Source organism: Sinorhizobium psoraleae, from assembly GCF_013283645.1.
Lineage (GTDB): Bacteria > Pseudomonadota > Alphaproteobacteria > Rhizobiales > Rhizobiaceae > Sinorhizobium > Sinorhizobium psoraleae.
In genome coordinates, this window is the sequence record NZ_JABEKV010000002.1 from 1 (window position 1) to 12,134 (window position 12,134).

The 12,134-nt window shown below is 58.6% G+C and carries 8 protein-coding genes and 4 pseudogenes; 8 read left to right on the forward strand and 4 right to left on the reverse strand.

Features of this window, described 5'->3' with window-relative positions:
- Positions 1 to 85: 85 nt before the first annotated feature.
- The 3 genes and pseudogenes from ILFOPFJJ_RS08795 to ILFOPFJJ_RS08805 all read right to left on the reverse strand — a co-directional run.
- Positions 86 to 589 (reverse strand): annotated as a pseudogene (locus tag ILFOPFJJ_RS08795) (IS256 family transposase); the annotation flags it as partial.
- A 425-nt stretch (positions 590 to 1,014) separates the two neighbouring features.
- The gene (locus ILFOPFJJ_RS08800) at positions 1,015 to 2,055 is read right to left on the reverse strand and encodes an IS110 family RNA-guided transposase (RefSeq protein WP_173510213.1); all 1,041 of its coding nucleotides are present in this window, start codon (positions 2,053 to 2,055) and stop codon (positions 1,015 to 1,017) included.
- An 88-nt stretch (positions 2,056 to 2,143) separates the two neighbouring features.
- A pseudogene (locus ILFOPFJJ_RS08805) lies at positions 2,144 to 2,434 on the reverse strand (transposase); the annotation flags it as partial.
- A 135-nt stretch (positions 2,435 to 2,569) separates the two neighbouring features.
- Here ILFOPFJJ_RS08805 and ILFOPFJJ_RS08810 point away from each other — a divergent pair.
- Positions 2,570 to 2,806, forward strand: a pseudogene (locus ILFOPFJJ_RS08810) (FtsX-like permease family protein); the annotation flags it as partial.
- Positions 2,807 to 2,859: 53 nt separating this feature from the next.
- On the opposite strand, the pseudogene ILFOPFJJ_RS08815 reads toward ILFOPFJJ_RS08810, so the two are convergent.
- Positions 2,860 to 3,026 (reverse strand): annotated as a pseudogene (locus tag ILFOPFJJ_RS08815) (IS256 family transposase); the annotation flags it as partial.
- Positions 3,027 to 3,565: 539 nt separating this feature from the next.
- Between ILFOPFJJ_RS08815 and ILFOPFJJ_RS08820 the strand changes: the two are divergent.
- From ILFOPFJJ_RS08820 to folE, 7 genes are all read left to right on the forward strand, one after another.
- Positions 3,566 to 5,191 (forward strand): prolyl oligopeptidase family serine peptidase, encoded by a 1,626-nt coding sequence (locus ILFOPFJJ_RS08820; RefSeq protein ID WP_312032699.1) that lies wholly within the window; start codon positions 3,566 to 3,568, stop codon positions 5,189 to 5,191.
- A gap of 285 nt (positions 5,192 to 5,476) precedes the next feature.
- Positions 5,477 to 6,796 carry an oxygen-independent coproporphyrinogen III oxidase gene (gene hemN, locus ILFOPFJJ_RS08825; protein ID WP_173510214.1) on the forward strand — a complete coding sequence of 440 codons (1,320 nt, stop codon included), beginning with the start codon at positions 5,477 to 5,479 and terminating at the stop codon, positions 6,794 to 6,796.
- A gap of 331 nt (positions 6,797 to 7,127) precedes the next feature.
- The gene (locus ILFOPFJJ_RS08830; protein WP_173510215.1) at positions 7,128 to 7,940 is read left to right on the forward strand and encodes an arylamine N-acetyltransferase family protein; all 813 of its coding nucleotides are present in this window, start codon (positions 7,128 to 7,130) and stop codon (positions 7,938 to 7,940) included.
- A 1,002-nt stretch (positions 7,941 to 8,942) separates the two neighbouring features.
- On the forward strand, positions 8,943 to 9,749 hold the full coding sequence (locus tag ILFOPFJJ_RS08835) for a 7-carboxy-7-deazaguanine synthase QueE (RefSeq protein ID WP_173510216.1): 807 nt from the start codon (positions 8,943 to 8,945) through the stop codon (positions 9,747 to 9,749).
- Between the two features lie 5 nt (positions 9,750 to 9,754).
- Positions 9,755 to 10,522 carry a 7-cyano-7-deazaguanine synthase QueC gene (gene queC, locus ILFOPFJJ_RS08840; protein ID WP_173510217.1) on the forward strand — a complete coding sequence of 256 codons (768 nt, stop codon included), beginning with the start codon at positions 9,755 to 9,757 and terminating at the stop codon, positions 10,520 to 10,522.
- Positions 10,519 to 11,004 (forward strand): 6-pyruvoyl trahydropterin synthase family protein, encoded by a 486-nt coding sequence (locus ILFOPFJJ_RS08845; RefSeq protein WP_173510218.1) that lies wholly within the window; start codon positions 10,519 to 10,521, stop codon positions 11,002 to 11,004. Before queC ends, ILFOPFJJ_RS08845 begins: the two co-directional genes overlap by 4 nt.
- The gene (folE, locus tag ILFOPFJJ_RS08850; RefSeq protein ID WP_210267384.1) at positions 11,004 to 11,897 is read left to right on the forward strand and encodes a GTP cyclohydrolase I FolE; all 894 of its coding nucleotides are present in this window, start codon (positions 11,004 to 11,006) and stop codon (positions 11,895 to 11,897) included. Before ILFOPFJJ_RS08845 ends, folE begins: the two co-directional genes overlap by 1 nt.
- Positions 11,898 to 12,134: the final 237 nt, after the last annotated feature.

Below are 12,134 nucleotides of genomic sequence, written 5' to 3' on the forward strand. Positions count from 1 at the left end.
AAGCTGATCGCGTTCCTTGCGGCCGAGCATCGTGGAGGCTCCAGAGAATCAACGAGTGCTCCATTGAATCAGATACATAGCACTTCTTCAACAGCCCCACCCGGCACCTCTGCCAGGTAGCGGACAGAACCTTGGAGACGGCGGCCTTGATCCCCTCGTGGGCATCGGAGACGACGAGCTTCACACCGCGCAGACCTCGACGCGTGAGCCTACGCAGGAACTCTGTCCAGATCGGCTCGGCCTCGGACGTACCGATCTCCATGCCCAACACCTCGCGACGGCCATCGGTGTTGACGCCGACGGCGATGATGACGGCGACCGAGACGATGCGACCGCCGCGCCGGACCTTCAGATAGGTGGCGTCGATCCACAGATACGGCCAGTCGCCCTCGATGGGGCGGGCGAGGAAGGCCTTCACCTTGTCATCAATTTCCTCGCACAGCCTCGAGACCTGGCTCTTGGAGATGCCACTCATGCCCATCGCTTTGACAAGATCGTCGACTGAGCGGGTCGAGACGCCCTGGATGTAGGCCTCCTGGATCACGGCCGTTAAAGCCTTCTCGGCCATGCGGCGCGGTTCGAGAAAGCTTCTCTATTCGGCGTGTTGAGGTCAAGCGCTTTCGAGGGTTCCGGCTTGCCGGCATTTGATGTCTTTCGCGGGGTCTTGCTTCTCTACGGGATCGGCGCCTCGGCCCTCCCTCCATGGGATTCAAATGAATGAGGTGGAACAATCTCGGGAGCGTCCTGATGCAAGGGGCATCGGTACAGCTTTCTGCGGCGAACTCACCTCATCCACCGTCCCGCGAAGGACAGGTTTCCACCGGCATGGTGGAACTGTGTCTCACCTTCCATCGGGGTGATAATTGTCACATTTGATGGTAGTTCATATCCGATCTTTTTGTTCGGCCGATTGGGTACCATCTTCTCGTCCCGACCTGATTTCGCGCTGGCCGTCGCGCAGCGACTGGCCCTTGACGGACACGAGCGCCGCGGCAGGCTGCATCGGTCGGGACGTCAGCCAGCGACCGGCACGAGGTCCTGCCTGGTCGAGCGGAACTGGGTGCCGTCGACCCAGATCCGGTGCATGATCACTGCCAGTCGGCGGGCAAGCGCGACAATGGCGTTGCGCGCACCACGCCGCTTGGCGACGTTCATCGCCCAGGCCTTCAACCAGGACCATTTCGTGGCCCGCGTCAAAAGCACCTGCGCCGACTCGTAGAGCAGGGATCGAAGCAAGCCGTCGCCGCACAGTGTGATGCGGCCGATGCGGCGGCTTTCGCCCGACTCATGCAGTACCGGCGTCAGCCCCAATATCGGCCCTACCGCCTTGGAATTCCTGAACCGCTGAGGAATGTCGATCGTCGCGGTATAGGCCATCGAGGTCACCGGACCGACACCGGGAATCGACATCAGTCGGCGGCACGTCTCATCCTTCCCGACAAGCATCAGAACCTTGCGGTGCAGGGCGCCAAAGTGCTGGCGTAGCTTGTCGCGTGCGTCGAGCAGCGGCTCCGGGATCTCGGCCAGTTCGGGCATGTCTTCGGTGAGCTCGGGGATGCGGTGCGCGAATTTGACGGCTCCGACCATGCCGACCTTGAGCCCGAAATTGCGCAACAGCCCGCGGATGTCGTTGTCGATGGCAATCGCCTTTTCCTGTAGGAGCTTGCGCGCCGTCAGCAAGGCCCGGCGTTTCTGGCTCGTCAGCGTCTTGACATGCACCGGGCGGAACAGGTTGACCCGCATCATCTGGGCAATGCCTCGGGCGTCAATGCGGTCGGATTTGTTCGGCTGTGCCTTCAAGAATGCCTTGGTGTGCCGCGTCTCGATGCAGGTCACCGGCAATCCGGCTTCCGCCAGCCCGCTGAATAGCCATTGCGACAAGGGCCCGGCTTCAAGCCCGATCCGCTCAAGCGTCCAGGCAGGATCGGTGAGGACCCGCACAAGATCTTCGGGATGGCTCGGCACCTTCCCCTCACGGCAGATCGCGCCCGTTTCGTCGACGATGCAAATGGCGGTCTCTTTGACTGCGACGTCCAATCCGGCATAATGTTTCATGCTGCGCTTCCTTTCCTGATGCTTGTGGCTGTTCCAGAACAGACCACGGTTACCATCAGCTCGAAGCGCAGCACCTTCATGGCATCGCCGCTGAAGGATGGGGCTCAAGCCGAATACCCCATCTCGGGAAATAGCTGCCGGTGCGAAGCTTCGGGATACGCAGCTCCACCGTCCCGGCACGCGTCTCCCAGTCGCCCTCGCGGTAGCCGTTGCGCTGGGCAAGCCGCATCGGGGTCTTCTCGCCGTAGCCAGCACCGGTCGCGCTGCCGATCTCCAGCTCCATCAGCTTCTCGGCGGGAAAACCGATCATCTCGCGTAGTAAATCCGCGTCCGCACTCTTCTCAACAAGCGAGCGCAGGTTCATCATCTCGTCGGTCATCGGTGATCTTTCCATCAGGTTGAGCTTGAACAACCCGACCCTACCGGAAAAACACTGATGGCCGCCTTCCTGCTACGCCACATAGCGTAATCGCTCAGGGCCTAGCCTTCGAGGCGGCGGCTCTCCACACTGTCCCTCGTGCAGTTCATCGTCGAGGCGCTGGTCGTTTCCGCTATCGGCGGCGCGATCGGAGTCGCTGCCGGGCTCGGCACCGGAGCGCTTGCCAAGACCTTCGGCATGCCGGTCAGCTTCACACCCGGCCCGATCGCACTCGCCTTCGCCTGTGCCTTTTTCACCGGTCTGCTCTTCGGCTTCCTGCCGGCCCGCAATGCCTCACGCCTCCAACCGGCGGTGGCCCTCAGCTCGGACTAGTTAACGCTCGTTTTTTGAGATCGGCATAAAGCATACCGGTCTCATACCAGCGGCCGGTGATCGAGACCGAGCCGTTGGACCATCGGTAAGGTATTCTTCTCGCCATAGCCGGCGCCGGTTGCACCAACCGGCAGCTCCATCAGCCGCCCGGCGGCAAAGCCGATCATCTCCCGCAGAATATCGGCGTGGGGCCCTTCTCTACGAGCCCGCGGAAGTCCATTATGTGGTTGGTCTTCGATGTTTCCTTCGCATCAGATTGGTTCCAGCAACCCGACCTTACCGAAGGGGCATTGATGACCACCCACTCAGCCGCTCACTCGCTACAGCGATTGAGGGCGTACTCGCGACCGGGCGCGCTACCGCCGAGCTACACAACCCCCGTGGACACGATCCGCAAGTTTTACCATCTGCAAATCAGCGGGTCTGGCAGGCTGCCACGGACACGGTCATCGACATGACCGAGTTGTGGGAGGTGGAGAATGGCCGCACTCTTGCATCGTTAGAGTCTGTCTTAGAGCCATCCCGAAGCGACAAGCGTGTCGCGGTTGCGACATTGCAGTGCGACTTATCCTACACGCCCTCCCACTCCCCCAAAATAACCCGTTGAATTCAAATGTATCCTACTGGCACAGCTCTTGCTCAGAATAGAGCCGAAGCGGTTCGTTCAACCGCTTCGGATACGGTTATCGAGGCTTCGAAGGGGCAAACCATGCGCGGTACATTTCTGGACAGCTTGATGAGGCGATGGCCTTGGCGACGGTGACCACCATGCCGGTTTCCGCCCAGCCCCAGATGATCACCGTCGCCAAGGCGATCGGTTCCAGCCCCAACAAGGCTCCGGACGAGAACACCATGTATGTCACCCGGGAATGGATGCCTGATGAAGTGGCTGCTTCCGGCTATGATTACGTCACCAAGGTGCTAAAGCGCGGTCAGAGCCTGGATCAGGCAGTCGAGATTTTCCGCGGCGATAAGGAGGACGTCTCGGCAGAGCGCAGCGTGCTGCGCGGCATCGACGGCAAGTATGTGATGGACACCTCCTATCGCCGCCTCGACTTCTTCAATACCGAACGAGCCTTCTACCCGAACGGCCACACCGATACGCACAAGGTGGTCCTGCCCCTGCCGACAACGGCCACCTTTGGGGGCTACTACAAGGGCCAGGCAATCTACCACTTGAAGTCGGACTGGACCTCGGCCAAGGGCACCGTCTTCCACAGTGGGGCCATCATCGCTTTCGATCTCAAGGCGGCGCTCGCCGATCCGGCGCACGTCGAAGCGCTTGTGCTGTTCAAGCCGAACGAGCACCAGTGTGTCAAAGGGACTACCCAGACCAAGAACCGCCTCCTGCTATCCAGCCTGTCGAATGTCACCAGCGAGGTACGCAGCTTCGGTTTCGGCAAGGGCGGCTGGTCGTCTTTCAAGTTGGCGCTGCCGGAAAATTCGACGCTGTCCCTGACGTCTAGCGACGATGAGAGCGATAGCCTGTTCGCCTTCTCCGAAGGTTTCCTCGAACCTTCCACACTGTTTTATGCCGATGCTTCTAGCGGCAAAGTCGAGAAGATCAAGTCGACCCCTGAACGCTTCGATGGCCAAGGCCTGCAAGTACAGCAGTTCTGGGCGACCTCGAAGGATGGCACAAAGGTTCCGTACTTCCTCGCGGCGCGCAATGGCGTCAAGCTGGACGGCACGATCCCGCCCATCCTCTCCGCCTATGGCGGTTTCGAAGTTTCAATGCAGCCTAAGTACTCGGCATCGCTTGGCAAGCTATGGCTGGAAAAGGGCGGTGCCTTCGCGCTGGCCAATATCCGCGGCGGCGGTGAATTCGGTCCGAAATGGCACCAGGCCGGCTTGAAGACCCGTCGTCAGCGCGTCTATGACGACTTCGAGGCCGTGGCGCAGGACCTCATCGCGAAGAAGGTCACCTCGACACCGCGTCTCGGGATCATGGGTGGTTCGAACGGCGGCCTGCTTATGGGCGTGCAGCTGACCGAGCGTCCCGACCTGTGGAACGCGGTCGTGATCCAGGTGCCGCTTCTCGACATGGTCAATTTCACCCACCTGTCGGCAGGAGCCTCCTGGCAGGGCGAATATGGCAATCCCGACGATCCGGTCGAAGGCGCCTTCCTGCGCTCGAACTCGCCTTATCATAACGTCAGGGCGGGGGTGGCCTATCCGGAACCTTTCTTCGAGATTTCGACCAAGGATGACCGCGTCGGCCCGGTGCACGCGCGCAAGATGGCCGCCCTGTTCGAAGATATGGTCTGCCCTTCTACTATTATGAGAATATCAAGGGCGGTCACGCGGCCGCCGCCAACCTGCAGGAACACGCCCGCCGCTACGCGCTCGAATACACCTACATGTCGCAAAGCTCATGGACAATAAGTGAGTCCGTAAGCCTTACGCCGTGTGGGCGGATTTGAGCAAGATCAACCCGGCGGCGAGGGCGGAGCATGGGCGCGCACCACGGGTGGAATCGAACACATGCACCAGATGCGCCGACGAAATCCGCCTTCGCCAACAGCGCGCCAATAACGCGCACGCCTCCATGGAGACTTTGTACACAGGCTACTTGGCTTGACGGAAATACAAGTTGCGCCGCGACAGTTGAAGATCAGAGACATAGGAGAGCGCGGCAGGCAGGGACTAACATCAAGATGAGAGACGGTTATGCTAGAGACAAAACATAGCGAGGCGCGCCTGCCTTGGTATTTCAATTATCCAACTGCACCGCAGTTCTCCGCAGCGATCGGCGCGGAGGCTTATGGAGAATGGCTCGGCGGCCTATCGGCTAACGACCCCGTGTCGCTCTATATCCATATTCCGTTCTGCCGGTCGATGTGCTGGTATTGCGGCTGCCCTACTACCATCACCCAGCGAGACGCGCTGATCCAAAATTACGTGACGGCGCTGCGCGGCGAGATCCGTTTGGTCTCGGAGCTAACGCCGCAGGCGCTACCCGTGAGCGACGTGCACTTTGGCGGCGGAACGCCCACGCTCCTTGAGCCAACGGAATTCCTCGCCTTGATGGAGCTTCTACGCCGCCGCTTCGCGTTCAGGCAAAAGACCGCCATCGCCGTCGAGATCGATCCGCGCACGTTCACCGCGGAGATGGCCGAAGCCTTAGGAGCAGCCGGGGTGAACCGCGCGAGCCTCGGCGTGCAGAGTTTCGACCCCTTGGTTCAAAAAGCGATCAATCGTATCCAGAGTGTAGAGCAGACGGCGACTGCCGTCGAAAACCTGCGCCAGCAGGGAATAAACCGCATCAACATCGATCTCATATACGGTCTTCCCAATCAGACGATGCAGTCCTGCGTACAGACCGCAACGGTGGCGGTGGCCATGCGCCCGCAGCGGATTGCCGTATTCGGATACGCTCACACGCCGTCTTCTAATAAACATCAGCGCCTCATCGAAAAGGCAGGACTCCCAGACAGCGCTGCCCGCGCCGAACAAGCTGCGGCCGTCGCCGAGACGCTGGTTGCCGCCGGCTACCGAGAGATTGGATTCGACCACTTCGCCTTGCCGGACGACGAGTTGGCATTGGCTCAGAAAACCGGTCGCCTGCGGCGCAACTCCCAAGGTTACTCTGCCGATACCTGCAAAACCCTGATCGCCTTTGGTGCGTCGGCTATCGGGCGCGTTGGAGAGGGTTACGTCGAGAACGAAGCCGCGCTGGAGGCCTATAGTCAGCATATCGCAGCTGGTCGCTTGGCAACGTCGAAGGGCTACCGTCTTATCGGCGAAGACCGCGTCCGAGGCGCGATCATCGAGCGGCTGATGTGTGATCTCGAGGCCGACGTACCGGCAATCTGTGCCGCTCACGGATTTGATTGGACCCATCTTCTCGATTCAGCTGAGCGCTTGGCGATGCTGGCCGACGACGGGATAGTGGACGTCGAGAATGGCTTCATCCGCGTGCGGCATGGCCATCGCATTTTGCTCCGCTCTGTTGCTGCCGCGTTCGACGCTTATCTCGACCACTCGTAGTCAGCCACAGCGGGTCACCATGAGCGAAGGCCCGAGAAGGTCGACATCATCTGTTGCAATCCGCTGTGGATCGGAAGTCCTTTGTGTACCCTTTTTTGCAGCACCATGAGGTTCAGTGCCCTGTACGAGCAATGCGCGACTTTCCGGCATCACGAGGGTATTTGCAGCGCTCGAGCGGCCGCTTTGGTTCAGTGCGAACACGAGTAATGTCGGCATGTTCACTTCTATAGGGGGAGATGACCACCTTACGCTGCTCCGTGAACCCTGGGACGTCATCTCGCTTCCGGCAGAGCGCTCAACGAATACGAATTCTAGCTGTTAAGGACATCCCATGGCATTCAATATTGCGATCTATCTGAATCGTATCGGCCTTGCTCGAGTGCCGACAACGGTCGACGGTCTTGTTGCCCTTCAGCAGGCTCAAATGCGCGCGATTCCCTTTGAAAACATCGATGTGCTGTTGGGTAATATACCCAATCTGACGGAAAATTCGATCTGGGCCAAACTGATCAATGCCCGGCGAGGGGGGTATTGCTTCGAATTGAACAAGTTGTTTGGCTTGGCGCTCGGAGCACTCGGTTTCACGATCCAGCCCATCCTTTGCAGAGTGCGTATGGGTGCTGCGGAGGGTGGTCCACGCACGCACCAGGCATTCATCGTAACCATCGAGGGCGTCGACTGGCTCGCCGACTCTGGCTTCGGTGGTCCAGCACCGATTGCACCGCTACGGATCGATACAGAGGAACTGCAAACAGCTGGCCGTGACGTGTTTCGCCTGCGAGCTGATCCCGCCAGCGGAGAACTCGTCGTTGAACGCAAGAACGGGAAAGAATGGTTCGCTCTTTTTGGTTTCGATCGAGCCACCGCCTTGCCCTCAGATTTCGAGGGCGCCAACTTCATCTGCGCTCGCTGGGAGCGTTCGCCATTTCCATCCAGCCTCATGATGAGCGTGCTGACAGCCGAAGGGCCTGCGAACTTGTTGAACAAGGATTTCAGCTTGATTCGGAACCAAACTGAGGAAACAGAAACACTCAAAACGAAGACCGAGCTGCAGCGAGTCTTGTCCGATGTTTTTCGGCTGCAACTTCCTCGGTCCACAATTGATTCGTTATGGGAAAAGCTTGGGTCTTGTGGACGGGTATAGGAAAGAAGGCCGTCAAGCTTTGCCACTGCGGCGGTTTTCAGCAGTCGATTGACCTTTTTGCAGGCAACGTCTGTGCCATCACTCGAAGCCTTATAAATGACGCTGCTCACTTAAGACCGCTTACGAGCGGTCAGCGGTCGCAGCCAATCGGCATCTCGGGCAAGATCTCCGGATTGGAAAGGTGAGCGTTGGTTACGGTGTTGCCACAAGCGACAATCATTCCGGTCGACCCAGTATCAGGCTGTGCTCTGCCGCGTCCACCGCGCGCTACTCAACAATCATCTCAAATCAGCTGCTCATTCGGCATGCCCAGCCTCCGCCGGTTGTTTGCTCGAATGGTTCAAGGGCGGCGGCGGCCCGGTCATGAGCGTTGTTGACAGCTTCAATTGCCTGCGCTCTCGAGTGCTCGGAATCACATGATCGGTAAGATGAAGCGGCTTCATTAAAAGCGCTGCCGGCCGATTGAGTTCCGCAATGCCACGGAGTCGGCACCTTCATCCCATTCGACCCCTAGGCGCGCTCTCAGCTCTCGAAGTCACTTTCTCAACATAACCCCCCACGTGTTGTCGGACATACGACATAGTGATGTCTGCGCAACTTATTGTTCTAACGTGGCTTTTCTGTTGGCTCGCTACTTGCTTCCTCGTTCGCAAATGCATTCGGAGAGAAACGATGGGAATAACTACAGAAACTGCCAATGCCCCAGTGAAACTTGCCCCAGTTCCAAGCTGTCGACCCAATACCAGCGCCACTTTCTCACGCGGGGTGAACTCCGTTGGATTCGCCTTCGGCAACCCGAACTGCGGGGAAGGCCAGGTGCTCCATGTGGAGGTCCACTGGCGTCGGGCTCCCCGACCAGGCAAGGCTGGGGCGGTCTTGGTCGCCTCAGCCGCAGTTGAGGGGAGGACCGCTACGGGTCCGTTGGACGCGGACAAGATAAACGAAGTCCATGCCGCTGGTCATTGTGGTTCGTCAAAGTCGGTTTGTAATCCCGGAGCCTAGATGCGCGTGAATAGACAAGCGCCTGAGAAGCGTACGACCCTGCTTCAGCTTGGTCACGAAAAGCTCGATGTCCATTCGATCTTCTACACCATTCAAGGTGAGGGACCGTTCTGCGGCACCCCCGCAGTCTTTGTCAGGCTGGCCGGCTGCAATCTGCAGTGCCCCGCGTGCGATACAGACTACACGTCAGGACGTCGCTGGATGGGCACAGACGAAATCTGCGATGAGATACAACGAGTCTACCGGGATTCGCTGCCGGTACCCAATAACCGTGATGAACGCGTCGATGGCACAACCGATAACTTTCCGATCAAGCGGTTCAGCGGACTTGTCGTCATCACAGGCGGCGAGCCGTTCAGACAGCAGATCGAAGTCCTGGTGCTCAAACTGATTCAGCGTTTCGGTTGCTATGTGCAGGTCGAAACGAACGGTTTGCTGCCTCCTCCACCGCTCAGCATCATCAACAAGAACACTGCTGCTTGCGAGGGTTTATACATCGTGTGCAGCCCAAAGTCGGGCAAAATCAACCCGGTTACAGCTGAGCGAGCGTGTTGCTTCAAATACGTGATGGCTGCGCACAGCGTCGACGAAAACGACGGACTGCCGGTGCACGCGCTTGACAATAGCCTCGGCAAACTGCGCGTTGCGCGACCTCCGGTGAACTATACCGGCACAATCCACCTGCAGCCGATGGACGAGCAGAACTCACAGCTCAATGAGCGTCACCTGCAGGCGTGTGTAGAGTCGTGCATGCAACACGGTTACAGGCTGCAACTTCAAATTCACAAGATCCTTCGTATGGAGTAACCCTCATGAAAATCCTTGTCGTTCTTTCTGGCGGGCAAGATTCCACCACCTGCCTTTTCTGGGCCCGCAGCTTGCTCACCGATAAGGGTGACAAGTTGCATGCTGTAACGTTCGATTACGGGCAGCGGCATCGAATCGAAATCGAAGCCGCGCGCAAGGTTGCCAGCATGGCAAACGTGGACTCACATGAAGTGATCGAAGTTCCGAACTGCCTACGGTCGGTGTCCCCATTGACTAGCGAACACGAGCTTGAGAAATACGAGAGCTACGAACAGATGGATCGCGTCATCGGCAGCCGCGTCGAGCTGACGTTCGTTCCCATGCGCAACACCTTGTTTCTCACCATCGCTGCAAACCGTGCGGTCGCGTTGGGATGCAACCAGATCGTCACTGGGATATGTGAGCAGGACACCGCAAATTATCCTGACTGTCGCCAGTCGTTCCTGTCGCAGATGGAAGAAGCAATAAACCAGTCGCTCGGGCGCCAGATCGAAGAACGAATCGAGATTCTTGCTCCCCTCGTAAACCTGAGCAAAGCGCAGTCGATTGCCCGAGCCATGGAGCTCCCCGGTTGCATGCAAGCGCTGGCATACAGCCACACCAGCTATGACGGGAAGTACCCTCCAACAGACATGAACCACTCAAACGTCCTGCGAGCCCAAGGATTTCTCGAAGCTGGAGTTCCCGACCCGCTGGTCATGCGCGCGTGGCGCGAAGGGCGCATGGAGCTACCTACAACGGCGAACTATGCCTCGCTGCGTGGTGACGCATGAGCTGGCAGGCGAAGCGTTACCACGATATCAGTTGCGGACACCGCGTTGTTGGGCACGAAGGCAAGTGCAGGCATCTGCACGGGCATAACTACCGTGTGCATTTCAGCTGCGAAGCTGATGAGCTCGACAATGTGGGGCGCGTCATCGACTTCAGCGACATGAAGAGCAAGCTCTGTATGTGGCTGGAAGAGAACTGGGATCATAAGATGCTCCTGTGGGAGCATGACCCGGTTGCCAATGCGTTGATCGACGACACAATCAAAACCGGTAACGGGACGTCGATCGGTGATGGCATCGTGCTGGTCCCGTTCAATCCGACTGCTGAAAACATCGCGCAGCATCTTGTGCTCGTGGTCGGTCCGCAGCAGCTCAAAGGCACAGGAATCAAGCTGGTACGTTGCGAAGTCGAAGAAACGCGCAAATGCTCCGCCGTGTACGCCCTACAGCCTCAAAAGAAAGATTCCGGGCAGAGGGAGAGGTAATGATCAACAACAGACTATCGTTCAGCGAGTTCGACGCGCTGGCAGCGAAATTGGCCGCAGAACTAAACCGGGTCTACAAGCCGGATATGGATCAAGCACTCAGGATTTATGCTATTCCTCGTGGGGGCGTGCCTGCAGCGCTCGCAGTGGGCCAGCACATCCCGCTGTTACTCGTCGACAACCCGGACCAAGCGGACCTGTTCATCGACGACGTCGTCGATAGTGGTGCAACCCGTGACAAATGGAAGCACGAGTGGCCGGAGAAAGCATTCTACGCGCTCATTGACGAACAAGCTGGACGCGGGGCGTCAGGCGGCGTCCTATTCCCATGGGAGGGCGATACTATCGGCTCGTTCGGTGACAGTATCGTGAAATTGCTCCAGTTCATCGGTGAAGACCCTTCACGCGGCGGACTGAAAGAAACCCCTGCGCGTGTCACCAAAGCCTGGCAATTCTGGTGCGGCGGCTATGGCAAAGATCCGAAGGACATATTCAAGGTGTTCGAGGACGGTGCTGAAACGCACAACCAGATGATCACCGTCCAGGACATTCCGGTCTATTCGCATTGCGAGCACCACCTTGCACCGATCTTCGGCACCTGCACAATAAGCTACGCACCGAATGGCAAAATCATCGGGCTGAGCAAGCTCTCCCGGCTAGTCGACATTTTCGCGCGGAGGCTGCAAGTGCAGGAGCGTATGACTGGCCAGATCGCGGACGCGCTGTTTACTCACCTTGCGCCGAAGGGTGTAGGAGTAGTCATCAAGGCGCGGCACCTGTGCATGGAATCGCGGGGGGTGTGCCAACAGGGACACCAGACGATAACCACCGCTCTGCGCGGCGTCATCAAGAACGATGCGACCGCGCGAGCGGAGTTCATGAGTCTGGTGTAAACGGCTGTCATGTTTATGGTGCGGCGATCTACCGCGACGGTGACATATTTATAGTGTGGTCAGCCCGCGTGTGCGGTCGCGCGGAGTTGAACAACTGGCGAAGCGCCTCGGCTCGGACGTTTTCGAGACCGGCCTTCGTCAGCGATCCAGTGGGGCTCTTGGGGTGGCGGTAAGGACGCCCGAAACCATTCCATGCTGGGCGAACGGGATATGATAGCCGACATGACAAAACAACTG